Annotated in this window: 22 protein-coding genes; 14 read left to right on the forward strand and 8 right to left on the reverse strand. The window is 42.7% G+C overall.

The features are described from left to right. The first annotated feature begins 104 nt into the window (after positions 1–104). The 5 genes from HMPREF1518_RS05615 to HMPREF1518_RS05635 all read left to right on the forward strand — a co-directional run bounded on the left by HMPREF1518_RS05615 (position 105) and on the right by HMPREF1518_RS05635 (position 4,903). On the forward strand, positions 105–1,589 hold the full coding sequence (locus HMPREF1518_RS05615) for an ABC transporter substrate-binding protein (protein ID WP_033584742.1): 1,485 nt from the start codon (positions 105–107) through the stop codon (positions 1,587–1,589). Positions 1,590–1,749: 160 nt separating this feature from the next. Beyond that, positions 1,750–2,439, forward strand: coding sequence for a CPBP family intramembrane glutamic endopeptidase (locus tag HMPREF1518_RS05620; RefSeq protein ID WP_009729617.1), 690 nt, complete (start codon positions 1,750–1,752; stop codon positions 2,437–2,439). 68 nt (positions 2,440–2,507) lie between these two features. After that, complete coding sequence (locus HMPREF1518_RS05625) at positions 2,508–2,804, forward strand: bacteriocin immunity protein (protein WP_033584744.1); 297 nt, start codon at positions 2,508–2,510, stop codon at positions 2,802–2,804. Between the two features lie 131 nt (positions 2,805–2,935). Further along, a complete protein-coding gene (gene trhO, locus HMPREF1518_RS05630) occupies positions 2,936–3,922 on the forward strand; it encodes an oxygen-dependent tRNA uridine(34) hydroxylase TrhO (RefSeq protein WP_033584745.1) in 987 nt (328 codons plus the stop codon). A 120-nt stretch (positions 3,923–4,042) separates the two neighbouring features. Continuing rightward, positions 4,043–4,903, forward strand: a complete 861-nt coding sequence (locus tag HMPREF1518_RS05635) for a DUF4299 family protein (RefSeq protein ID WP_033584746.1) — start codon at positions 4,043–4,045, stop codon at positions 4,901–4,903. Between the two features lie 62 nt (positions 4,904–4,965). Here HMPREF1518_RS05635 and HMPREF1518_RS05640 read toward each other — a convergent pair whose 3' ends face one another. From HMPREF1518_RS05640 to HMPREF1518_RS05660, 5 genes are all read right to left on the reverse strand, one after another. Then, positions 4,966–5,952 carry a DUF6574 domain-containing protein gene (locus tag HMPREF1518_RS05640; protein ID WP_033584747.1) on the reverse strand — a complete coding sequence of 329 codons (987 nt, stop codon included), beginning with the start codon at positions 5,950–5,952 and terminating at the stop codon, positions 4,966–4,968. A gap of 62 nt (positions 5,953–6,014) precedes the next feature. Continuing rightward, on the reverse strand, positions 6,015–6,947 hold the full coding sequence (locus HMPREF1518_RS05645; protein WP_033584748.1) for a DUF4097 family beta strand repeat-containing protein: 933 nt from the start codon (positions 6,945–6,947) through the stop codon (positions 6,015–6,017). Continuing rightward, positions 6,940–7,533, reverse strand: coding sequence for a DUF1700 domain-containing protein (locus tag HMPREF1518_RS05650; RefSeq protein WP_033584749.1), 594 nt, complete (start codon positions 7,531–7,533; stop codon positions 6,940–6,942). Before HMPREF1518_RS05650 ends, HMPREF1518_RS05645 begins: the two co-directional genes overlap by 8 nt. Next, positions 7,520–7,846, reverse strand: coding sequence for a PadR family transcriptional regulator (locus HMPREF1518_RS05655; RefSeq protein WP_000273860.1), 327 nt, complete (start codon positions 7,844–7,846; stop codon positions 7,520–7,522). The genes HMPREF1518_RS05650 and HMPREF1518_RS05655 overlap by 14 nt, the downstream gene beginning before the upstream one ends. Positions 7,847–7,981: 135 nt before the next feature. After that, on the reverse strand, positions 7,982–9,148 hold the full coding sequence (locus HMPREF1518_RS05660) for a CynX/NimT family MFS transporter (protein ID WP_033584750.1): 1,167 nt from the start codon (positions 9,146–9,148) through the stop codon (positions 7,982–7,984). 221 nt (positions 9,149–9,369) lie between these two features. Between HMPREF1518_RS05660 and HMPREF1518_RS05665 the strand changes: the two genes are divergently transcribed. After that, entirely contained in the window at positions 9,370–10,200 is an 831-nt protein-coding gene (locus HMPREF1518_RS05665) for a glycosyltransferase (protein ID WP_033584751.1), read from the forward strand. Positions 10,201–10,275: 75 nt separating this feature from the next. Beyond that, positions 10,276–12,126: a polysaccharide biosynthesis protein gene (locus HMPREF1518_RS05670; RefSeq protein WP_001035719.1), complete on the forward strand. Its 1,851-nt coding sequence runs from the start codon at positions 10,276–10,278 to the stop codon at positions 12,124–12,126. Between the two features lie 91 nt (positions 12,127–12,217). On the opposite strand, the gene HMPREF1518_RS05675 is transcribed toward HMPREF1518_RS05670, so the two are convergent. Genes HMPREF1518_RS05675 through sdaAB form a run of 3 tightly spaced genes read right to left on the reverse strand, consistent with a single transcriptional unit; the run spans position 12,218 to position 14,427 of the window. Further along, positions 12,218–12,847 (reverse strand): HAD hydrolase-like protein, encoded by a 630-nt coding sequence (locus HMPREF1518_RS05675; RefSeq protein WP_033584752.1) that lies wholly within the window; start codon positions 12,845–12,847, stop codon positions 12,218–12,220. 27 nt (positions 12,848–12,874) lie between these two features. Beyond that, on the reverse strand, positions 12,875–13,747 hold the full coding sequence (gene sdaAA, locus HMPREF1518_RS05680) for an L-serine ammonia-lyase, iron-sulfur-dependent, subunit alpha (RefSeq protein ID WP_033584753.1): 873 nt from the start codon (positions 13,745–13,747) through the stop codon (positions 12,875–12,877). Between the two features lie 8 nt (positions 13,748–13,755). After that, positions 13,756–14,427 carry an L-serine ammonia-lyase, iron-sulfur-dependent subunit beta gene (gene sdaAB / locus HMPREF1518_RS05685; protein WP_033584754.1) on the reverse strand — a complete coding sequence of 224 codons (672 nt, stop codon included), beginning with the start codon at positions 14,425–14,427 and terminating at the stop codon, positions 13,756–13,758. 241 nt (positions 14,428–14,668) lie between these two features. Between sdaAB and HMPREF1518_RS05690 the strand changes: the two genes are divergently transcribed. The 7 genes from HMPREF1518_RS05690 (at position 14,669) to mnmG (ending at position 23,056) form a co-directional block, all read left to right on the forward strand. Then, positions 14,669–15,274 (forward strand): LysM peptidoglycan-binding domain-containing protein, encoded by a 606-nt coding sequence (locus HMPREF1518_RS05690; RefSeq protein WP_000060311.1) that lies wholly within the window; start codon positions 14,669–14,671, stop codon positions 15,272–15,274. A gap of 277 nt (positions 15,275–15,551) precedes the next feature. After that, complete coding sequence (locus HMPREF1518_RS05695; protein ID WP_033584755.1) at positions 15,552–16,358, forward strand: ABC transporter substrate-binding protein; 807 nt, start codon at positions 15,552–15,554, stop codon at positions 16,356–16,358. A 15-nt stretch (positions 16,359–16,373) separates the two neighbouring features. Beyond that, complete coding sequence (locus HMPREF1518_RS05700) at positions 16,374–17,570, forward strand: argininosuccinate synthase (RefSeq protein ID WP_033584756.1); 1,197 nt, start codon at positions 16,374–16,376, stop codon at positions 17,568–17,570. A 27-nt stretch (positions 17,571–17,597) separates the two neighbouring features. Continuing rightward, positions 17,598–18,989 (forward strand): argininosuccinate lyase, encoded by a 1,392-nt coding sequence (gene argH / locus HMPREF1518_RS05705; protein ID WP_033584757.1) that lies wholly within the window; start codon positions 17,598–17,600, stop codon positions 18,987–18,989. Between the two features lie 427 nt (positions 18,990–19,416). After that, positions 19,417–20,538, forward strand: a complete 1,122-nt coding sequence (gene mnmA / locus HMPREF1518_RS05710) for a tRNA 2-thiouridine(34) synthase MnmA (protein WP_033584758.1) — start codon at positions 19,417–19,419, stop codon at positions 20,536–20,538. 140 nt (positions 20,539–20,678) lie between these two features. Further along, the gene (locus tag HMPREF1518_RS05715; RefSeq protein WP_033584759.1) at positions 20,679–21,134 is read left to right on the forward strand and encodes an NUDIX hydrolase; all 456 of its coding nucleotides are present in this window, start codon (positions 20,679–20,681) and stop codon (positions 21,132–21,134) included. Between the two features lie 8 nt (positions 21,135–21,142). Beyond that, positions 21,143–23,056, forward strand: coding sequence for a tRNA uridine-5-carboxymethylaminomethyl(34) synthesis enzyme MnmG (gene mnmG / locus HMPREF1518_RS05720; RefSeq protein ID WP_033584760.1), 1,914 nt, complete (start codon positions 21,143–21,145; stop codon positions 23,054–23,056). The last annotated feature ends 173 nt before the right edge of the window (positions 23,057–23,229 follow it).

The raw sequence follows: 23,229 nt of genomic DNA on the forward strand, positions 1-23,229 counted from the left end.
TGCTGAGAAACACCGTTTCTCTCTTCCCAACTTCATCATAGCGATTGGAGTTAAAAATCATTAAATCGTTTATAAGTTTAAAAACAAAAAAAGGAGTTTTTATCATGAAAAACTGGAAAAAATATGCTTTTGCATCTGCTAGCGTAGTCGCTTTGGCTGCTGGTCTCGCTGCTTGTGGAAACCTTACAGGTAACAACAAAAAAGCTGCTGATACTACTTCAGGTGAAAAACCTGTCATCAAAATGTACCAAATCGGTGACAAACCAGACAACTTGGATGAATTGCTAGAAAATGCAAACAAAATCATCGAAGAAAAAGTCGGTGCTAAATTGGATATCCAATACCTCGGATGGGGTGATTATGATAAGAAAATGTCTGTTATCACATCATCTGGTGAAAATTATGATATCGCATTTGCATCTAACTATGTCGTAAATGCTCAAAAAGGTGCTTATGCTGACTTGACTGATTTGTACAAGAAAGAAGGAGCAGAGCTTTACAAAGCACTTGACCCAGCTTACATCAAAGGGAACACTGTAAACGGTAAGATCTATGCAGTACCAGTTGCAGCTAACGTTGCATCATCTCAAAACTTTGCCTTCAACGGAACTCTTCTTGAAAAATATGGTATTGACATTTCAGGTGTCACTTCATACGAAACACTTGAACCAGTCTTGAAACAAATCAAAGAAAAAGCTCCAGACGTAGTACCATTTGCAGTTACGAAGAACTTTATTCCATCTGATAACTTTGACTACCCAGTACCAAACGGACTTCCATTTGTTATCGACCTTGAAGGAGACACTACTAAGATCGTAAACCGTTACGAAGTGCCTCGTTTCAAAGAACACTTGAAGACTCTTCACAAATTCTATGAAGCAGGATACATTCCAAAAGACGTAGCAACAAGTGATACTTCATTTGACCTTCAACAAGATACTTGGTTCGTTCGTGAAGAAACAGTAGGACCAGCTGACTATGGTAACAGCTTGCTCTCACGTGTTGCGAACAAAGACATCCAAATCAAACCAATCACTAACTTTATCAAGAAAAACCAAACAACACAAGTCGCTAACTTTGTCATCTCAAACAACTCTAAGAACAAAGAAAAATCAATGGAAGTGTTGAACCTCTTGAACACTAACCCAGAACTTTTGAACGGTCTTGTTTACGGTCCAGAAGGCAAGAACTGGGAAAAAGTTGAAGGTAAAGAAAACCGTGTCCGCGTCCTTGATGGATATAAAGGAAACACTCACATGTCAGGTTGGAACACTGGTAACAACTGGATCCTTTACATCAACGAAAACGTTACAGACCAACAAATTGCAGATTCTAAGAAACAATTGGCAGAAGCTAAAGAATCTCCAGCACTTGGATTTATCTTTAACACTGACAGTGTGAAATCTGAAATTTCAGCAATTTCTAACACAATGCAACAATTCGATACAGCTATCAACACTGGTACTGTAGACCCAGATAAAGCTATTCCAGAATTGATGGAAAAATTGAAATCTGAAGGTGCTTACGAAAAAGTATTGAACGAAATGCAAAAACAATACGACGAATTCTTGAAAAACAAAAAATCATAAGATCGATTGATTTCGTGTATTCATTCCTAATTCCTAAAAATGTGATCACTGCCTTCCTTAGTTCTCTAGGGGAGGTAGTGATTTTTAGGATGTAAAAATGAAAAGAGTGGTTCTGAGGGTTTATGCGATGTGATACACATACATCTATAGGGGATTTATTATGAAAAAATATCAGCTTCTACTCAAAATAAGTGCAGTCTTCTCTTACCTGTTTTTCGTATTTGGTCTTTCTCAGCTGACGCTTATTGTCCAAAATTATTGGCAATTTTCTTCCCAGATTGGCAATTTCGTCTGGATTCAAAATATCTTGAGTTTGCTATTTATCGGAGTCATGATTTGGATTTTGGCTAAGACAGGCCATGGCTATCTCTTTCGCATTCCAAGAAAAAAATGGCTCTGGTATTCGATTTTGACAGTATTAGTGGTAGTGCTCCAGATCTCTTTTAACGTTCAGACAGCTAAACATGTCCAGTCAACTGCTGAAGGTTGGGCTGTATTGATTGGTTATAGTGGGACTAACTTTGCAGAGCTAGGTATCTATATAGCCCTGTTCTTTCTGGTTCCGCTGATGGAAGAATTGATCTATAGAGGTTTGTTGCAACATGCTTTCTTTAAACATTCGCGATTTGGCCTTGATTTGCTTCTTCCTTCCATTTTGTTTGCTCTTCCTCATTTTTCAAGTCTGCCTAGTCTGTTAGATATCTTCGTCTTTGCAACATCTGGAATCATTTTTGCTGGTTTGACCCGTTATACCAAGAGCATTTATCCTTCCTATGCGGTGCATGTGATCAATAATATTGTAGCGACCTTGCCATTTTTGCTGACTTTTTTACATAGGGTGTTTGGGTAAAATACTGGCTGGAGAGTTAGGAATTATAGTTTTTCAATTTATAAGCGAATTTCAGGAGGAAAATGAGTATGACACCATTAAAATGGTTTGCTGGAGGAAGTGAAAGACGTTGTGAAGCGATGACCATCATTGATCATCTATTGGAAGATATAAAGGCTGCGCCTCAACTTGCTCCCCTGAAAAATCAGTTAGTGATTTATAAAAAACGATTAGAGGATGATGGGACCTCTGTTCCATTTATATTGAGCCAAATGAATGTTGACCTTTCGCGTGTATTGATTGAAAACAAGCTAAGTTTGTCAGGAAGTCAAGCTAAGCAAATCAAAAAATTGAGAGAATTATCTGCGATTCGCTATGGTTACTGATGAAGTGCAGGGGTAGGACTCTTTCAACAATTTCCGGTCAAATAAATTGCATTCGTTTTCCCAAGTGGGTATACTAGTATAGTTGAATGAAAAATTCTGAAAATTTAAGAATAGAAAAGAGAACAAATCTTATGGCAAAAGATATTCGTGTCTTACTTTACTACCTTTATACTCCAATTGAAAACGCAGAGCAATTTGCGGCAGATCACTTGGCTTTCTGTAAATCAATCGGTCTCAAAGGCCGTATCCTCGTCGCTGACGAGGGGATTAACGGGACTGTTTCAGGTGACTACGAAACAACTCAAAAATACATGGACTACGTTCACAGCCTCCCAGGCATGGAAGACCTCTGGTTCAAGATTGACGAAGAAAATGAACAAGCCTTCAAGAAGATGTTTGTTCGCTACAAGAAAGAAATTGTCCACCTTGGTTTGGAAGACAACGACTTTGACAACGACATCAACCCACTTGAAACAACAGGTGCTTACTTGTCTCCAAAAGAGTTCAAAGAAGCCCTTCTTGACGAAGATACCGTTGTCCTTGACACACGTAACGATTATGAGTACGACCTCGGGCATTTCCGTGGGGCTATCCGCCCAGACATCCGCAACTTCCGTGAGTTGCCACAATGGGTCCGTGACAACAAGGAAAAATTCATGGATAAACGTGTTGTGGTTTACTGTACAGGTGGCGTTCGCTGTGAGAAATTCTCAGGTTGGATGGTTCGTGAAGGCTACAAAGATGTTGGCCAATTGCACGGAGGAATCGCAACTTACGGTAAAGACCCAGAAGTTCAAGGCGAGCTTTGGGATGGGAAAATGTACGTCTTTGACGAGCGTATCGCCGTTGATGTTAACCATGTTAACCCAACCATCGTAGGGAAAGACTGGTTTGATGGAACACCATGTGAACGCTATGTCAACTGTGGAAATCCCTTCTGTAACCGTCGTATCCTAACATCAGAAGAAAATGAAGACAAGTACCTTCGTGGATGCTCACACGAGTGCCGTGTTCACCCACGAAACCGCTATGTTTCAGAAAATGAATTGACACAAGCAGAAGTGATCGAGCGCCTAGCAGCTATCGGTGAAAACTTGGATCAAGTCGCTACAGTATAAAGTAAACAGCCTTCAGGGGCTGTTTTTCTATGCTTTTTATCTAAAAATCTAAAATTTGTTTCTGTATCTTTCAGGGGAATAGGGTATACTATGTGTAAACGATTTCAAAGGAGGCCAGTTATGGCGAAAACATTTTTTATCCCAAATAAAGAAAGCATTCTAGGACAACAGGAGGTCTTGACTGCCAAGTCCATCTTGGCCTTGGTGGAGGGCTTGGAGTCGCATAGTTATGATGCAGTCTATCTCCGTCAACCTCTCAATCGTCTCGAATATATGGAGTGTGGGATTGTAGGTCAGTCTCAATTTCTCTTCAAAGTGAACTATGCGGATAGTCGAAAAGGCTACCAAGTGGTGATTCCAGACTTCCTTACCAGAGCGGACTGGGAGATTGTAGAGACTCTCCTCCAGGCCCTATCGAACAAGTTGGGGCAAGCGGTAGAAGGACTAGAAGGATTTGATTTTGAAGCTTATTTCCGACAAACAGTTCAGAATTATCTAGCGGATAAGGCGGTTCGTTTAGTATATTGCCAAGGAATCTTGTCCCCTATCTATCTCAACAAGGAATACCTCGAGAGCTTTTTGGCTGAAGATGGATTGGCACGTTTTGAAGAGCTGGTCAAGAAGGTTCAAGGATCTGATGCCTACCTTGCCAGTGTGAAATTTTACCCAGACGCCCAAGGCAAGGTACACGGTATCTACCACCTAGCCCAGGGAGTCAAGACAATTTTGCCAAAGGAACCCTTTGTACCAGCTCCTTATACCGAGCAGCTGGCAGGTAAGGAACTTGTTTGGGAGATTGACCTAGTGAAGATTTCTGGTGATGGGTCCAAAGCAGAAGACTACGAATCCATCGCTCGCTTGGACTATGCAAGATTCCTAGAGTTACTACCAACAGCATTTTACCACCAACTAGATGCCAATCAATTAGAAGTACAAGCCATCCTAGGACAAGATTTTGAAGGATTGGCAAGCATCGAGTAAGCCTTGTTTAAAAAAGAGTAAGCATAAAAATCCCTGTCATTAACAAATGGCAGGGATTTTGGTTAAAAGAAGGTCAGGATGCGAAGGTAGTCTACTGTCAGCGCGAGCTCTGCAATGAAGAAGGGGAATAGAATAGCGCCATCAAGTAAGACAGCTAGCAAGAATCGATAAAATGGGTCAAGGCTACTAGTCTTACTTGGCTTGCTAATCACAAAGAGATTTCCAAGGGCAATGATGGCCAGGCTTAGAAGAGTGAGGATACCAGTAAATCGTAAGCCACCAAAGAGTGCAAAGAAACTTGCTAGAGCTGTTAGGACAAGCGGGATAGCAAAGAGTCGGCGGTAACGATTGCAAGCTTCTTGGAATGTGAAGTCGTTCTCCTGGTCCAGCACACGTCGAACAGTAAAGCCTCCCAAAATGATAGAAAAGTAAAATAGAGCGCTAGCGACTAAGATAGAAAGTCCAGCAAAGAGATCTAAAGGTGGGAGCTGGTTAGGTAAACTATTGGCAATAGAGGCCATATAGCCGTAGTAGAGGTGCTTGATATGATAGATACTAAAGAAAAGGTTAATCATGGATAGCAAAGTGAGCAGGCCAAAGACACTGTAACGATGCTTTTGGTCCGTAGTCTTGCTGGCAGTTGGTTCTTGGATAGCATCCAGTAGCCAAGTCCAAAATAGTGCGATTTCTGCTTTTAATCTGGCTGTTTTACGAGGGTCAATATCTGGGATATAGGGGCTTTCTAAAGCCTTGCTGAGGATACTTTTCTCTTTTGCAGGGTTTTCTTGCTTGTGTTCCTCTTCAGCTTCCTCTTCAGCTTCCCCTTCAGCTTCCCCTTCTCCCTCTTCCTCGGTTTGGGTTTCCTCAATCATTTCGGGAGCTTCCTCCTCATGCGTTTCCAACTCTTTAGGTGAGACAGGTGTTTCTTCGCTTGCTTGTGGTTCGGTCTCCACAGTTTCCGAAGTTTCTAGCTCGTTGGGCTGGATTTCCGATTTCGTCTGAGGTGATTTCTTCTCAAGATCGGCACTTTCAAACCATTCTTGTGTCATGGTGGAACCTCCTTTTTTATGGTCGTTTTCTATCTTTAGACTAGCAGATGAAAGCGTTTTTGTCAATGATTTCTAGGTGGAGCAGAGTACTCTTCTTCCTTAGGTAGGTAGATATCCTGATTGGCTTTTATAATGAGCATATCCTTAACATCTGCTTTGTCTGTCTTGTAGGGGTTGGCAAATTCATTCTCTTTTTGTCTAGGGTGTTCTCTTTGAGCTTTACGATAAATACCGCCATGCTGAGAAGAAATATCTAGATTGATACGATCGAATTCTGCCTTAGAAAGAAAGAGTCTTAAGTCGTTATGAGAGTCTATCTCAACCTTACCACGGACCTTGATATTTTCAGCATAGATGTGTTCCTCTTCGGTCTTGACCTGACTATCTGTCAATTCGGTATCAAAGATATTGATAATACGAGGTGTCATTAGTGTACTGTTTTTGATAGAGCTTTCTGTTATTCTTAAGAGATAGCCTTTTGTTTTAATTGTCGCATTTTCAAGGTTGGCTTGCCGGATAGTGGTCTGTCCACGATTGGCTGTGACGGTGATAGCTTGCAGCCTTCTTCCTTTAGGGAGAGAGAGAATGACTTCGTCAAAACGGTGAGAATAACTGCTGGCAATACGAAGTAGGCCTTCGATTCCTGAACCGAGAAAGCGATGTTGGGAGGCTTGTTTGTCAGTGACGCTCAGTGTTTTGTCACTCATGCCAGTAGTCAGATCGTGACGACCAGACACAGAAGGATGATAGGTGATGTGGATCTTGTCATCTACAGACTCTGTGATGGTTAGGCTATGTTCCTCAAGGGCTAAATCAAGTTTTTCCACTTCATTTCCAAAGGTTACTTCTTCGATACGATTGTCATAGACGGGGTCTTTTGACATGGCAAGTAAACTTTGAATACCATTGGACTGGGCACCTACAATAATCATGATAAAACCAAGGATCGTGGAAACCACACCAAAGATGAGAAATCCTTTTGTCAATTTACGCATGTCTGTCACCTCTCTTTCCTTTTTTAAGAATCCATTGCACCAAGCGGACGACCAGGAGGCCAAAGAAACGAGCTACATAGGAGATGCCCAGTAGAACAAGAGAAGAAGCACCGATAGCAAGCAAACCAGCCCCAAAAATTAAGATAAAGGCAGATTTGGCTTCGACCAGAACACTAAAGCTCTCTACGATAAAGACTCCGCCCAGCAGGATACCCGTCACAGAGACGGTGAAAAAGGCTAGAATGACAGAGACAGCCGCGATAAAAAGCCCGATAATGGTTAAGATAATTGCAATTCCAACAGGGATTCCGATAGGGGCTGCTAGTAAGGCCAAGAGTGCAATGTGCAGCAGTTGGCGGTCATTCTTTTGAGCAGGGGCTTCATTGACCTTCTTATTGAGGAGGTTAGAGAGGACATCATGAGCCGCTTCTTTTGGAGTGCCCAGACTGGCAATGAGCTCCTCTTCGCCCTCTGGGCCAGCATCGTCAAATAGTTCCTTAAAGTAGTCCATAGCTTCGATGCGGTCAGCTTCAGGCAGTTTATGGAGATAGGTTTCTAACTGAGTCAGATAGTCAGTTCTTGTCATGGCGGATACTCCCTTCTATGATGCCGTTGACGGTGTCGGTATAGAGCGTCCACTCTTCCTTTAGAGTAACGAGCTGCTCTACGCCCCGATTGGTCAAGGAGTAGTATTTGCGCATACGCCCCTGAAACTCTCTAGAGTAGGTGGTCAGAAAGCCACTGGCTTCCAATTTTTTGAGAATGGGATAGAGCGTAGATTCTTTGATATTGGCGATGAGCTTAATGGTTTGACTAATCTCATAACCATAAGAATCCCCCTGCTCCAGTACAGCCAAGATGAGAAACTCAATCAAGGCAGAAGATGTTGGGAAGTACATGGGAAACCTCCTTTATATTATATAAAAATTTTATATATACTCTTTTCAAATATATTGTATCTCAAGTTGAAAGCCCTGTCAAGAAATATGTGTAAAAATTTTACATATAAAAAACTCCTAGTATAAACTAGAAGTTTAGAGGATCTTATCAGCCCGATCCACCATAAAGAGTGAGACGGTCATGATGATATCGATGGCTAGTAGGGCAAGGACAGCTGGAATCCAAGATTGGAAAAGTTCAAAACTGTAACCAAACAAGGTAGGACCAAAAGCTGCTAAGATGTAGCCCCCTGTTTGCGCTAGTCCTGACAGCTGGGCTGTCTTTTCAGGCGAACTGGTTTTAAGCGAGAAGCAAACCATGAGGTAGGGGAAGAGGGCGCTGCAGGCCGTTCCAATCAAGAGATGGACGACTAACCAGTAGAGGAAACTGCTACTTGGATACAAGAGCATGGCAATTCCTGTCATACCAGCGATAGAGATAATTGTTAGCATGATTCGACGGTGGCCGTCTGACAGATGAGTTGTCAGACTTGGAACAGTCATTGAAAAAGGAATGCTGATCAGCGAGAAGATAGAAGCTAGAAGAGCCGCATCACTATTAGAAAGACCAGCACTAATAGCAATCGTTGGAAGCCAGGTCATGCTCGTATAAAAGAGCAAGGACTGAAGACCACCAAAGATAATGATGGCCCAGACATCTTTACTTTTTAGAATATTTTCTTTGACTTGCTTTTCTTTTTGGCCTTCTAGATAGTGGTTGTGGCGATGATTTGGCAACCAGACTAGCAGAGTGACCAGACAGAGAAAGCTGAGAACGAGGATGAGGCCCTTCCAAGAACTAGCTTGGGTGATAGGGACCGAAAGATATGAAGCGATGGCTGTCGAAATTCCCATGGCAGTGACATAGAGAGTTGTTAGGAAACTAATCTTTTGAGGCTGATTTGCCTGGATCATACTTGGGAGGAGTACATTGAAGATGGCGATACTTGCTCCGATGATTAGAGTTCCTAGATAGAGAAGGGGAAGATTGAAAATCCGAATGACAGAGCCAATAGTTAAGAGGAGAAGACAGTAAGTAAAGAGATGTTCTAACCCGATCTTTTGTGCCAAGCGGCTCGCAAAAGCCGAGAAAAGAGCAAACATCAAGAGAGGGAGACTGGTTAAAATCCCAAGAGAACTAACCTCAACTCCTAGTCCCTGAGCGATATCTCCTAAAATAGTTGGAAGAGCAGTGAAAGGAGAGCGTAAAACAGTCCCGATTAAGACAATTCCTAGGATAAAAAAGAGTGATTGTTTTTTCATAAAAACCTCGATAGGATGATTTTAATAACAGCTTATTTTAAGTTTTTTTCTATATAATGTCAAGTAATGACAGCTAAGAAAGTTCGATTAATTTAAGCGAGAATAGAGTGAAAGGAGATACATTTCTTTACTAGAATTTTCCTTGATTTGATATAAAAATAGGAAAGTGAGAAAATTTGTGATAAAATAGTGGAAGGAAATCTATATATTGGAGAAAAACGGTGCCTGAAAAGCAAAAAATCAGCGTCTTGATGTCGGTCTATGTAAAGGAAAACCCGACGTTTTTGAGAGATGCTATCAAAAGTGTTCAAAATCAAACCTTGAAACCGAGTGAACTTGTTCTTGTTGAGGATGGGCCCCTCACGCCTGAGCTCTATCAGGTGCTAGATGAAGTGGAAGCTCAGTCAGACATTCCAGTGAAACGGTGCCCCTTAGAGCAAAATCAAGGTTTAGGCTTGGCTCTTCGTTACGGTGTTTTGCAGTGCCAGCATGACATTATTGCTCGCATGGATACGGATGATTTAGCCGTTCCGGATCGTTTTGAGAAACAGCTTCAACTAATGGAGAAAGAAAATCTCGATCTCTTAGGCGGGCAGATTGCAGAGTTTATTGATAATCCAGATGAGATCGTGTCTTATCGTCGTGTTCCAACTCAGCACGCAGACATTGTGGCTTATCAGAGAATGAGAAGCGCCTTTAACCATATGACAGTCATGTTCAAAAAGGACATGGTCCTCAAGGCGGGCAACTACGAAGACGGGCTTTACATGGAGGATGATCTCCTTTGGCTCAATATGATTACGGCAGGTGCCAAGACTGGCAACCTAGATCAAATCTTGTGTAAGGTTCGTGTAGGTGCAGGGATGTTTGAGCGTCGAGGTGGCTTGCGTTACCTTAAATTCTATCGTCAAGCTCGCCAACGGATGCTGGAGCGAGGGCAAATTTCTTACAGGGAATATGCTAAAAGTATGTTCATTCAGGCAATTGTTGCACTTTGTCCAGGTTTTGTTCGTCAGTTTATCTTTGTCAAACTTTTAAGAAAGAGCAAGTAAGACCTGATAGATTGAACGATTCGGGTTATCATAACAATAGTATCATCTGACTCTTTTAAGGGGGAGTAAATTCCTATGAATAAAAAACTAACAGATTACGTGATTGATCTGGTTGAAATTTTAAATAAACAGCAAAAACAAGTATTTTGGGGGATATTTGATATTCTGAGTATGGTAGTTTCCATCATCGTATCTTATATCTTGTTTTATGGCCTTATAAATCCTGCGCCTGTGGACTATGTGATCTACACTCTTTTAGCCTTCCTTCTCTATCAAATCATAATTGCATTTTGGGGGCTGAATGCTAGTATTAGTCGCTACAGTAAGATTACGGATTTTATGAAAATCTTTTTTGGAGTGACACTCAGTAGTGTTCTTTCTTATGGAATCTGCTATGCCTTTCTTCCATTATTTTCTATCCGTTTCATCGTGCTCTTCATTTTGTTGAGTACCTTCCTCATCTTGCTTCCTCGCATCACCTGGCAGTTGATTTATTCCAAACGTAAAAAGGGTAGTGGAGATGGAGAGCATCGCCGTACCTTCTTGATTGGTGCGGGAGATGGTGGTGCCCTCTTTATGAATAGCTACCAACATCCAACCAGTGAGCTTGAGATAGTAGGGATTTTGGACAATGATGAAAAGAAAAAAGGGCAAAAACTAGGTGGAATCCCAGTCCTAGGCTCTTATGACAATCTACCTGAATTGGCCAAACGTCACCAAATCGAGCGTGTCATTGTAGCAATCCCTTCGCTTGATCCATCAGAGTATGAACGTATCTTGCAGATGTGTAATAAACTAGGTGTCAAATGTTACAAGATGCCTAAAGTTGAGACAGTTGTTCAAGGCTTACATCAATCGGGTAGTGGTTTCCAAAAAATTGATATCACAGACCTTTTGGGCCGTCAGGAAATTCGCCTTGACGAATCACGTCTGGGTGCAGAAATTACAGGTAAGACCATCTTGGTGACAGGAGCCGGCGGTTCGATTGGTTCTGAAATTTGTCGCCAGATTAGCCGCTTCAACCCAGAGCGTATCGTCTTGCTTGGACATGGTGAAAATTCAATCTACCTTATTTATCATGAGTTGATTCGTAAATTCCAAGGGATTGATTATGTTCCTGTCATTGCAGATATTCAGGATTATGATCGTCTTTTACAAGTGTTTGAACAGTACAAACCAGCTATCATCTACCATGCTGCAGCCCACAAACATGTTCCAATGATGGAACGCAATCCAAAAGAAGCTTTCAAGAACAATATCCTCGGGACCTATAATGTTGCCAAGGCTGTTGATGAGGCCAAAGTACCTAAGATGGTCATGATTTCGACTGACAAGGCGGTCAATCCACCGAATGTTATGGGGGCGACTAAGCGCGTGGCAGAGTTGATTGTTACCGGCTTTAACCAACGTAGTAAATCAACCTACTGTGCAGTTCGTTTTGGGAATGTTCTTGGTAGCCGTGGTAGTGTGATTCCTGTCTTTGAACGTCAGATTGCTGAAGGTGGTCCTGTAACGGTGACAGACTTCCGTATGACACGTTACTTCATGACCATTCCAGAGGCTAGCCGTCTGGTCATCCATGCTGGTGCTTATGCTAAGGACGGAGAAGTCTTTATCCTTGATATGGGCAAACCCGTTAAGATTTACGACTTGGCTAAGAAAATGGTCCTTCTAAGCGGGCACACGGAAAGTGAAATTCCAATCGTTGAGGTCGGTATCCGACCAGGTGAAAAACTCTATGAAGAACTCTTGGTTTCGACCGAATTGGTTGATAACCAAGTCATGGATAAGATTTTCGTTGGTAAGGTTAACGTCATGCCTCTAGAAGCCATCGATCAAAAGATCGAAGAATTCCGTTCACTCAGTGGAGACGAGCTCAAAGAAGCGATTATTTCCTTTGCAAATGAGACAACCCACGTTGAGTAAGATCGCCCAACTAATTATAAATAAAAGGCCAAGGTTCTGTTTGTACAGGACCTTGGCCTTTTTACTCTGTAATTTCAAATCGTTGTATTATTTATAGTTGCTTAATGATATCATCAATGGTACGGGCAATCCAGTCAGGTTGATAGCTTAGTAAATCAGCCTCTTCTCCAAATCCCCAAGTAACAGCGAACTTTTTGATGCTAGTTTCTTGGGCTCCAATCATATCAAACTTGGTGTCCCCGATGATGAGGACTTGGTCTGCAGGGAGTCGATGCGTTTGCAAGGCATAACGGATGACATCCGCCTTGTGAGGTGTTTCAGGACTGGAACCATAAATGCCATCAAAGAAATGATGGATTCCCAGATTTTTAGTCATATCATGAGCGGTAGGAGTATTCTTTGTTGTAGTGATGTAGAGAGGGTAGTTTTGTGAAAGTTCTTGAAGTAATTCCGTTATTCGGGGGAAGAGTTGGGCTTCGTGGATCCCTTTTTTCTTGTAGTAAGAACGGTATATCTGCACAGCCTCTGAGATTTGTTCCTTGGGAAGACATGTTGTAAAACTACTTTCAAGTGGCGGTCCCATAAAACTACGAATGGTTTTGGCATCAGGACTCGGAACTCCTAGTTGTTCAAAGGTATGGGTAAAGGCATTGTGGATCCCGATGGAACTGTCAACCAGGGTTCCGTCCAGATCAAAAAAGATTGCTGAGATAGAGGGCATAGTTTCTCCTAATAGATATAGATAAGCTTATTCTCCGAAGATTTCTTTTTGTAGGCGGCGACCAGTAGGTGTGGCGGCGAGTCCACCCTCGGCCGTTTCACGAAAGGCAGTTGGAAGACTAGATCCGACTTGGTACATGGCATCGATGACTTCGTCAACAGGGATTTTAGACTCAATACCTGCCAAGGCCATGTCTGCTGCTATAAAGGCAAAGCTTGCTCCCATGGCATTGCGCTTAACACAGGGAACTTCGACTAAACCAGCGACGGGATCGCAGATGAGGCCCAGCATATTTTTAATGACAAAGGCGATGGCTTGGCTAGCCTGATAGGGGGTCCCACCTGCAGCCAAGGTTAAGGCTGCGGCACTCATGGCAGAGGCAGAGCCAACTTCGGCCTGGCAGCCACCTTCAGCACCTGAGATAGAGGCATTGTTTGCGATGACTAGTCCAAAGGCACCCGCAGCAAAGAGGAAATCCAGCTGTTCTTCATGGCTAAGGTCTAATTTTTGGATAGCAGCAGTGAGAACGGCTGGCAGACAGCCAGCACTTCCTGCGGTTGGAGTGGCGCAGACCAAGCCCATTTTTGCATTGTGTTCATTGACCGCGATGGCATTTCGGGCGGCTGATAGGATGGTAAAGTCCGACAAGGCCTTGCCACTTTTGAGATGGCGGTCTAGTTTGGCCGCATCTCCACCCGTTAGGCCACTACGGGATTTGTTTTCACTGAGACCGAGCTCGACAGAGGCTTTCATGACTTCTAGATTGCGTTCCATGAGGAGGAGAACTTCTGCACGTTCTCGACCGGTTAATTGATATTCTGTCGCAATCATGAGTTCTGCGACATTTCCTTGGAAGTCTAGATCCGCCTGCTCGACCAATTCTTTGATAGAATAAAACATGTTTCCTCCTACTTAAAGAAATTGACATTGTGGAGATGAGGGATTTTTCGGATTTCTTCAATCGCCTCTTCGCAACTTCGACTATCGACTTCGATAATCATGATGGCTTTTTCTCCAGCTTTTTCTCGAGTCACATTCATCTGAGCGATGTTGATATCGAAACGAGAGAGGGCTTCAGTAACATGGGCAATCATACCTGGGACATCCTGATGCACGATGATAATGGTTGGTGTGTTCATGTTGAGAGAGACAGCAAAGCCGTTAAGCTCCGTAACTTGGATATTTCCCCCACCAATGGAAATTCCTGTCACACTGATGGATTTGTGTTCATTCTTCACAGTAATTTTAGTGGTATTAGGATGAGGGGCATTGCTGTCTTTCTGAATGGTCCAGACAATCTTGATACCGCGTTTATGGGCAATCTCAAGGCTATTTGGAATATCGGGATTGTCCGTATCCATACCTAAAATACCAGCGACGAGAGCAAGGTCAGTTCCATGACCACGGTAGGTCTTGGCAAATGAATTAAATAATTGGAATTCAACTTCTGTTGGCGTATCGTCAAAGATGGAAGAGACAATTTTTCCGATACGAACAGCTCCAGCTGTGTGGCTACTTGATGGGCCAATCATGACTGGTCCGATAATATCAAAGACAGATTGAAAACGAAGTGATTGCATCTGTTTCCCCTTATAAAGATTCTTATAACTATTATATCAAAGAATGGACCTCTGCGCTTGTTTCCCTTATCAAAAGCTCAAAATGATTAAAGATGGTATAAAATAAGGTCTTTTGTGACAAAAACCTCCTTAAAACGGTAAATATAAAACATTTTTGTAATATTTCTACATATAACCGTTAAACAACGGTAACATTTAAAAGGTATCATAGATATATCCAATGGAAGGAGAATTTTTAGATATGTCATTAACAACTAAAAAAATCAAAACAACTATCGCAGGAGTAGCAGCTTTACTTGCTTTCTTTGCCCCAGCTCTTGCATCTGCACAAGAAACTGTAACTTACACTGTTAAATCAGGTGATACTCTTTCAGAAATCGCTGAGAAGTACAACACGACTGCTGAAAAATTAGCAGCAAAAAACAATATCAAAGATATCCACCTTATCTATGTTGACCAAGTTTTGGTCATCGAAGGGACAGCTTCTACTGCAGCTCCAGCAGCAACAACGGAAGAAACAGCTCCAGTAGCTACAGAAACAGTTGAAGAAGCTCCAGCTGCAACTACAACTTATGAAGCACCAGCAGCAGAAAGCAACACTGTAGCAACATCTACTGTAAGTGGTTCTGAAGCAGAAGCCAAAGAATGGATCGCTCAAAAAGAATCAGGTGGTAGCTACACAGCTACAAACGGCCAATACATCGGACGTTACCAATTGACAGATTCATACTTGAACGGTGACTACTCAGCTGAAAACCAAGAACGTGTAGCAGATGCCTACGTTGCAGGACGTTACGGTTCATGGACAGCTGCCAAGAACTTCTGGCTTAACAACGGTTGGTATTAAGAATACAAGAGTCCTTTAGGGCTCTTTTTTGTTTCTCTATAACAAAAAGCGTAACGATCTTCTCAGCAATGCTCTATTTGTATAATTTCGACTAAATTCTTCAAATTGTTTTAAAAATCAAATAGTATAAATAAGCTTATTATATGTAAAAATATATCATATAATAAGCTTTTTCTTAATAAAAATGAAATAAAATGCAGTTTCCCCTTGACAAACGAGAACGATAAGAGTATTATTTATACAATAATAAAGTATAAAAATGAAAGGAGGCTCTTCTATGAATAAAGTGAAGAAGGTGTTGATGACGATGTTTGGTTTGCTTATGTTTCCCTTATTATTTGCTTGTAGTAACACTCAATCCCAAGGTGTTGAAGCCATTAAGGCTAAAGGAAAATTGGTGGTGGCCCTAAATCCAGAGTTTGCTCCGTTTGAATACCAGAAATTGGTCGATGGGAAAAATCAGATTGTAGGTTCAGATGTTGAGCTAGCCAAAGCCATCGCAAAAGAACTAGGTGTAGAAGTGGAGTTCTCTCCAATGAGTTTTGACAATGTACTAGCTAGTCTTGATTCAGGCAAGGCCGATCTTGCCATATCAGGTGTTTCTAAAACGGAAGAGAGAAGTCAAGTTTACGATTTTTCAATTCCCTACTACACTTCGAAAAATAAGGTTATCGTAAGAAAAACTGAATTAACGAATTACCAATCAGTCAAGGATTTGGCTCAGAAAAAGGTTGGAGCGCAGAAAGGTTCTATCCAGGAAACTCTGGCTAAAGAAACCTTGCAGGATTCTTCTCTCGTTTCACTTCCTAAAAATGGAAATTTGATAACAGATTTGAAATCAGGACAACTGGATGCGGTTATCTTTGAGGAACCAGTGGCAAAAGGATTTGTAGAGAATAATCCAGACCTAGCCATCGCTGAGTTTGATTTTGACAATGACAAAGAAGATTCCTACGCTGTTGCGATGAAAAAAGATAGTAAGGAATTGAAAGAAGCGGTTGACAAAACCATCCAGAAGTTGAAGGATTCTGGGGAGTTGGACAAATTGATTGACGATGCTTTTAAAGCCTCTATCGAAAAATAGAAAGAAGGAAGAGAAATGAGTAAGGAAAAAGTCATTTTAGCCTATTCAGGTGGATTGGATACATCAGTTGCTATTACATGGTTAAAAAAAGACTATGATGTGATCGCTGTTTGTATGGATGTGGGTGAAGGAAAAGATTTGGAGTTCATCCATGATAAAGCTCTCAAGGTTGGGGCTGTAGAGTCTTATGTCATTGATGTTAAGGAAGAATTTGCTAATGACTATGTTTTAGTGGCCCTTCAGGCTCATGCCTACTACGAACAAAAGTACCCCTTGATATCTGCTCTGAGTCGCCCTCTTATTTCAAAAAAACTCGTTGAAATAGCTCATCAGACGGGGGCAACCACAATTGTCCATGGTTGTACAGGTAAGGGAAACGACCAAGTTCGGTTTGAAGTCTCTATTGCGGCTTTGGACCCCAATTTAAAAGTAGTTGCGCCTGTTCGTGAGTGGAAATGGTCTCGTGAAGAAGAAATCCAATATGCCAAAGAAAACGGCGTTCCAGTTCCAGCTGACCTTGACAATCCTTACTCTGTCGACCAAAATCTTTGGGGACGTGCAAATGAATGTGGTGTTTTGGAAAATCCTTGGAACCAAGCACCAGAAGAAGCATTTGGAATCACATCTTCACCAGAAGAGGCGCCAGACAGTCCAGAATTTATTGACATTGAGTTTAGCTGCGGGGTGCCCATCTCTCTCAATGGTGAGAAGATGAAAGTGGCGGATTTGATTCAAAAGCTCAATGAAATAGCTGGTAAACACGGTGTCGGTCGTATTGACCATGTGGAAAATCGCCTAGTCGGTATTAAGTCAAGAGAGATTTATGAGTGCCCAGGTGCTATGACTTTATTGGCAGCTCATAAGGAAATTGAAGACTTGACTCTTGTGAGAGAGGTAGCGCATTTCAAACCCATTATCGAAAATGAGTTGTCCAATCTCATCTATAATGCCTTGTGGTTTAGCCCAGCAACTCAGGCTTTGATTGCCTATATCAAGGAGACACAGAAAGTTGTCAATGGAACTGCAAAAGTTAAACTCTATAAGGGGAACGCCCAGGTAGTGGCTCGGAAATCTCCAAATTCTCTTTACGATGAAAATTTGGCGACTTATACTAGTGCGGATACCTTTGACCAAGATGCTGCTGTGGGATTTATCAAGCTTTGGGGGCTTCCGACTAAGGTTTATTCAGAAGTTCAGAAAAATGTTGAGTAGTGACGCGATAGAAAGGGACGACAGGATATGTCGAAAAATACAAAATTATGGGGTGGTCGATTTGAAGGTACTGTGGAAGATTGGGTAGAACAGTTCGGTGCGAGTATTTCCTTTGACCACCAGCTGGCAAAATTTGATTTGATGGGTTCCCTAGCTCATGTTCAAATGCTAGGACAGACTGGCATTTTAAGCTTGGAAGAGGGAGAGCAGATCCAAGATGGTCTGAAAGCTTTGTTGCGAGATTTAGAGGCAGGGGAGCTTCATTTTGATATTGCAAATGAAGATATTCATATGAATATGGAAGTGTTGCTGACAGAGAAAATCGGTCCTCTGGCTGGGAAACTGCACACGGCTCGTTCTCGGAATGACCAAGTCGCAACAGATATGCACTTATATCTAAAGGAGCAGCTTGGCCATGTCTTGGATAAGTTGGCGAATCTGAACAGTGTTTTGCTGAATTTGGCTGAAAAACATGTGGAAACCATCATGCCAGGCTATACTCATTTGCAGCACGCCCAACCGATTAGTTTTGCCCACCATCTCATGGCTTATTACAATATGTTTCAAAGGGATAGCGAGCGCTTTGCATTTAACTTGAAACATACGGACCTATCTCCCCTGGGTGCGGCTGCATTGGCGGGGACAACTTTTCCAATCGATCGTCAATTATCGAGTGATTTATTGGGTTTCCAACAACCCTATACCAATTCCTTGGACGCAGTGAGTGACCGTGATTTCATCTTAGAATTTCTATCAAATGCCAGCATTTTGATGATGCATATGAGCCGTTTTTGTGAAGAAATCATCAATTGGTGCAGTTTTGAGTATCAGTACATTAGCTTGTCTGATAGCTTCTCAACGGGTTCATCTATCATGCCCCAGAAGAAAAATCCTGATATGGCCGAATTGATTCGAGGGAAGACAGGAAGGGTTTACGGGAACTTGCTTGGACTATTGACCGTCATGAAGTCTTTGCCTTTGGCTTACAATAAGGATTTGCAAGAGGACAAGGAAGGCATGTTTGATACAGTAGAAACGATTTTGAATTCTCTGGATGTGTTGGCAGGTATGCTATCGAGCATGCAGGTTAATAAGGCCAAAATGCAGCAATCCACAGAGAATGATTTTTCGAATGCGACCGAACTGGCAGATTATTTGGCAGAAAAAGGCCTCCCTTTTAGAGAAGCGCATGAAATAGTAGGGAAATTGGTTCTAGACTCTATCAAGCATGGTAAAAACATCCAAGATTGGGATTTGGAGGAGTTGCAAGTCTACCATCCCTTGATTGAAGAGGATATTTATATCTACTTGCGCCCAGAAACTGCTGTTCAGAGACGGAATTCCTTAGGAGGAACCGGCTTTGAGCAAGTGAAATACCAGATAGAACAAGCGAAGAAAGAACTTAAAGGGGAAAATTGATTCGTTTGCAAAGTAAGGAAGAGAGGTTGAGATGATTTATCAGCCTCTTTCTTGTCTTCTCCAACCAAGCGTGTTATAATGAATACTGCTCAAGCGACCTTCAATCGTGAAGCACACACGACCTTCAATCGTGAACTAGTCATTTCGTTTATCTTTTATTACGTCGTTAACTCGCAATGAGATGCAAGCTGAGCTTGTCTGATTTATAACCTCAATCAGTCTCCCAGACTGATTGAGCGAACTCAAGTTATGTCCGCGACTTGTTGCCTATCATATTTTCATTTTAAGATGATAGGCTAAAATGGTCTCCCAGACCATTTTACTCCTAAAAGCAAACGAAAAGACGATACTCAAAGAAATTCTTTTGAAAGTCATAATGAATAGAATTTTGAAGGGTATGAACAAACGAATAGATGGGAGACTTACCATGAGTGATAACTCTAAAACACGTGTTGTCGTTGGGATGAGTGGTGGTGTTGATTCGTCGGTGACGGCTCTCTTGCTCAAGGAGCAGGGCTACGATGTGATCGGTATCTTCATGAAGAACTGGGACGACACAGATGAAAACGGCGTCTGTACGGCGACCGAAGATTACAAGGATGTGGCTGCGGTAGCAGACCAGATCGGCATTCCTTACTACTCTGTCAATTTTGAAAAAGAGTACTGGGACCGCGTCTTTGAGTATTTCCTAGCGGAATACCGTGCAGGGCGCACGCCAAATCCAGATGTTATGTGTAACAAGGAAATCAAGTTCAAGGCCTTTTTGGATTATGCTATGACCTTGGGTGCAGACTATGTAGCGACTGGGCATTATGCTCGAGTGGCGCGTGATGAGGATGGCATCGTTCACATGCTTCGTGGCGTGGACAATGGCAAGGACCAGACCTATTTCCTCAGTCAACTTTCGCAAGAACAACTCCAAAAAACCATGTTCCCATTGGGACATTTGGAAAAGCCTGAAGTTCGCAGACTCGCAGAAGAAGCAGGACTTGCGACTGCTAAGAAGAAAGACTCGACAGGAATTTGCTTTATCGGAGAAAAGAACTTTAAAAACTTTCTCAGCAACTATCTGCCAGCTCAGCCTGGTCGCATGATGACTGTGGATGGTCGCGATATGGGCGAGCATGCTGGTCTGATGTATTATACGATTGGTCAGCGTGGCGGACTCGGTATCGGTGGGCAACACGGAGGAGACAATGCTCCTTGGTTCGTTGTCGGAAAAGATTTGAGCCAAAATATCCTCTATGTCGGCCAAGGTTTCTATCATGATTCGCTTATGTCAACCAGCCTAGAGGCCAGTCAAGTTCACTTTACTCGTGAGATGCCAGAGGAGTTTACGCTAGAATGTACAGCTAAATTCCGCTACCGTCAGCCTGATTCAAAGGTGACAGTACATGTCAAAGGAGACAAGGCAGAAGTTATCTTTGCGGAACCGCAACGCGCCATCACACCAGGACAGGCAGTTGTCTTTTACGATGGCGAAGAGTGTCTCGGTGGTGGCTTGATTGACAATGCCTACCGCAATGGACAAGTTTGTCAGTACATTTAGATTGACAAATTTTCTCAATTTGCTACAATAATAAAAGCAATAGAAATGATGGTCAAAGCTCATGGATGTTGCAGGCTTTTTTGTCCTGCACTTCTTACGAGTTTTGACTGTTTTTGTGTCGTTTAAGGGAAAGGATAAAAATGACTCAACAAGACTTTCGGACAAAAGTGGGAAATACTGTTTTTGGTGTTCGGGCGACAGCCTTGATTCTTCAAAATCGCAAGCTCCTAGTTACCAAAGACAAGGGCAAGTATTACACTATTGGCGGTGCGATTCAAGTCAATGAAAGCACGGAAGAAGCGGTAGTTCGTGAAGTGAGGGAAGAGCTGGGTGTCAAAGCTCAAGCTGGGCAGCTAGCTTTTGTGGTCGAAAATCGTTTTGAACAGGACGGTGTTTCCTATCACAACATTGAGTTTCATTATCTGGTGAACTTGCTTGAGGATGCCCCATTGACCATGCAGGAAGATGAAAAAACGCAGCCCTGTGAGTGGATTGATTTGGATCAGCTCCAGAATATTCAACTAGTTCCAGCCTTTTTAAAAACAGCCCTACCAGAATGGGACGGCCAACTAAGACACATTCATCTTGAGGAATAGGAGAGAAAATGACTTATAATTTTATGGAAGAATACGATATTATTGTAATCGGTGCGGGACACGCTGGGGTCGAGGCTTCCTTGGCTGCCAGCCGTATGGGCTGCAAGGTCTTGCTCGCGACCATCAACATTGAAATGCTGGCTTTTATGCCTTGTAACCCTTCTATCGGTGGTTCTGCCAAAGGGATTGTTGTGCGTGAAGTCGATGCCCTCGGTGGTGAAATGGCCAAGAATATTGACAAGACTTACATCCAGATGAAGATGCTCAACACAGGGAAAGGACCTGCTGTTCGCGCCCTTCGTGCGCAGGCTGACAAGGAGCTTTACTCTAAGGAAATGCGCAAGACAGTTGAAAATCAAGAAAATCTGACCCTTCGTCAAACTATGATTGATGAGATTTTGGTGGCAGATGGCAAGGTTGTCGGTGTGCGTACGGCGACCCATCAAGAGTATGCTGCCAAGGCTGTTATCGTGACCACAGGAACTGCTCTCCGTGGGGAAATCATCATCGGAGATCTCAAGTACTCATCAGGTCCTAACCACAGCCTAGCTTCTATTAACCTTGCTGACAATCTCAAGGAACTGGGCCTCGAAATCGGTCGTTTCAAGACAGGAACCCCTCCACGTGTCAAGGCCTCTTCTATCAACTACGACGTGACAGAGATTCAGCCAGGAGATGAAGCGCCTAATCACTTCTCATACACGTCACGTGATGAAGACTATGTCAAGGATCAGGTGCCATGCTGGTTGACCTATACCAACGGTACCAGTCATGAAATTATCCAAAGTAACCTCCACCGTGCGCCTATGTTTACAGGTGTGGTCAAGGGAGTGGGGCCTCGTTACTGTCCGTCGATTGAGGATAAGATTGTGCGCTTTGCGGATAAGGAACGCCATCAGCTCTTCCTTGAACCAGAAGGACGCAACACAGAGGAGGTCTATGTGCAAGGTCTTTCAACCAGTCTGCCTGAGGATGTCCAGCGTGAGTTGGTTCATTCTATCAAAGGGTTGGAAAATGCAGAGATGATGCGAACAGGTTATGCCATTGAGTACGACATGGTCTTACCTCACCAGTTGCGTGCGACTCTGGAAACCAAGAAAATCTCGGGGCTCTTCACTGCTGGTCAGACTAATGGTACATCAGGATACGAAGAAGCTGCTGGCCAAGGGATTATCGCTGGTATTAATGCGGCTCTGAAAATCCAAGGCAAGCCTGAGTTGATTTTGAAGCGCAGTGACGGTTATATCGGGGTGATGATTGACGACTTGGTGACCAAGGGAACCATTGAACCCTATCGTCTCTTGACCAGTCGTGCTGAATACCGTCTCATCCTCCGTCATGACAATGCCGATATGCGCTTGACAGAGATGGGACGCGAGATTGGACTTGTTGACGATGAACGTTGGGCTCGCTTTGAAATCAAGAAAAATCAATTTGAAAATGAGATGAAGCGCCTAGACAGTATCAAACTCAAGCCAGTCAAGGAAACCAATGCTAAGGTTGAGGAGATGGGCTTCAAGCCGTTGACAGATGCGGTGACAGCCAAAGAATTCCTTCGCCGTCCAGAAGTTTCTTACAAAGATGTGGTAGCTTTCATAGGGCCAGCTGCCGAGGACTTGGATGACAAGATTATCGAATTGATTGAAACAGAAATCAAGTACGAAGGCTATATTTCTAAAGCCATGGATCAGGTTGCCAAGATGAAACGCATGGAAGAAAAACGCATTCCAGCCAATATTGATTGGGATGATATTGATTCTATCGCGACAGAAGCTCGTCAGAAGTTCAAACTTATCAATCCAGAAACTATCGGCCAAGCCAGCCGTATCTCTGGTGTAAACCCAGCAGATATTTCTATTTTGATGGTGTATCTGGAAGGTAAAAATCGTAGTATTTCTAAAACTCTTCAAAAATCAAAATGATACATCGTTGGCTTCTTACGAATGAGTTCAAAGCTTGGCTTTGATTCATCTACAGCCTCCCATAGTTCCCCGAACTATGGGAGCTAGCTTAAGTTATGCTTTCGCCTAGCCTTCTAGTCTGATTTCGATTTTTATTGAGTTTCAATCTCAAAAAAGCATAGAAAAAACAGCTC

The sequence above is a fragment of the Streptococcus sp. SR1 genome, assembly GCF_000526075.1.
In the GTDB taxonomy this organism is placed as follows: Bacteria; Bacillota; Bacilli; order Lactobacillales; family Streptococcaceae; genus Streptococcus; species Streptococcus halitosis.

Excerpts from the sequence above, each read along its gene's own strand:
- HMPREF1518_RS05655 (WP_000273860.1), bottom strand. The coding sequence starts at position 7,846 with ATGTACTTCCCAACATCTTCTGCCTTGATTGAGTTTCTCATCTTGGCT.
- argH (WP_033584757.1), top strand. The coding sequence starts at position 17,598 with ATGTCGAAAAATACAAAATTATGGGGTGGTCGATTTGAAGGTACTGTG.
- sdaAB (WP_033584754.1), bottom strand. The coding sequence starts at position 14,427 with ATGCAATCACTTCGTTTTCAATCTGTCTTTGATATTATCGGACCAGTC.
- mnmG (WP_033584760.1), top strand. The coding sequence starts at position 21,143 with ATGACTTATAATTTTATGGAAGAATACGATATTATTGTAATCGGTGCG.
- HMPREF1518_RS05625 (WP_033584744.1), top strand. The coding sequence starts at position 2,508 with ATGACACCATTAAAATGGTTTGCTGGAGGAAGTGAAAGACGTTGTGAA.
- HMPREF1518_RS05675 (WP_033584752.1), bottom strand. The coding sequence starts at position 12,847 with ATGCCCTCTATCTCAGCAATCTTTTTTGATCTGGACGGAACCCTGGTT.
- HMPREF1518_RS05650 (WP_033584749.1), bottom strand. The coding sequence starts at position 7,533 with ATGACAAGAACTGACTATCTGACTCAGTTAGAAACCTATCTCCATAAA.
- HMPREF1518_RS05670 (WP_001035719.1), top strand. The coding sequence starts at position 10,276 with ATGAATAAAAAACTAACAGATTACGTGATTGATCTGGTTGAAATTTTA.
- trhO (WP_033584745.1), top strand. The coding sequence starts at position 2,936 with ATGGCAAAAGATATTCGTGTCTTACTTTACTACCTTTATACTCCAATT.
- HMPREF1518_RS05615 (WP_033584742.1), top strand. The coding sequence starts at position 105 with ATGAAAAACTGGAAAAAATATGCTTTTGCATCTGCTAGCGTAGTCGCT.
- HMPREF1518_RS05700 (WP_033584756.1), top strand. The coding sequence starts at position 16,374 with ATGAGTAAGGAAAAAGTCATTTTAGCCTATTCAGGTGGATTGGATACA.
- HMPREF1518_RS05640 (WP_033584747.1), bottom strand. The coding sequence starts at position 5,952 with ATGACACAAGAATGGTTTGAAAGTGCCGATCTTGAGAAGAAATCACCT.
- HMPREF1518_RS05695 (WP_033584755.1), top strand. The coding sequence starts at position 15,552 with ATGAATAAAGTGAAGAAGGTGTTGATGACGATGTTTGGTTTGCTTATG.
- HMPREF1518_RS05645 (WP_033584748.1), bottom strand. The coding sequence starts at position 6,947 with ATGCGTAAATTGACAAAAGGATTTCTCATCTTTGGTGTGGTTTCCACG.
- HMPREF1518_RS05690 (WP_000060311.1), top strand. The coding sequence starts at position 14,669 with ATGTCATTAACAACTAAAAAAATCAAAACAACTATCGCAGGAGTAGCA.
- sdaAA (WP_033584753.1), bottom strand. The coding sequence starts at position 13,747 with ATGTTTTATTCTATCAAAGAATTGGTCGAGCAGGCGGATCTAGACTTC.
- HMPREF1518_RS05620 (WP_009729617.1), top strand. The coding sequence starts at position 1,750 with ATGAAAAAATATCAGCTTCTACTCAAAATAAGTGCAGTCTTCTCTTAC.
- HMPREF1518_RS05715 (WP_033584759.1), top strand. The coding sequence starts at position 20,679 with ATGACTCAACAAGACTTTCGGACAAAAGTGGGAAATACTGTTTTTGGT.
- mnmA (WP_033584758.1), top strand. The coding sequence starts at position 19,417 with ATGAGTGATAACTCTAAAACACGTGTTGTCGTTGGGATGAGTGGTGGT.
- HMPREF1518_RS05635 (WP_033584746.1), top strand. The coding sequence starts at position 4,043 with ATGGCGAAAACATTTTTTATCCCAAATAAAGAAAGCATTCTAGGACAA.
- HMPREF1518_RS05660 (WP_033584750.1), bottom strand. The coding sequence starts at position 9,148 with ATGAAAAAACAATCACTCTTTTTTATCCTAGGAATTGTCTTAATCGGG.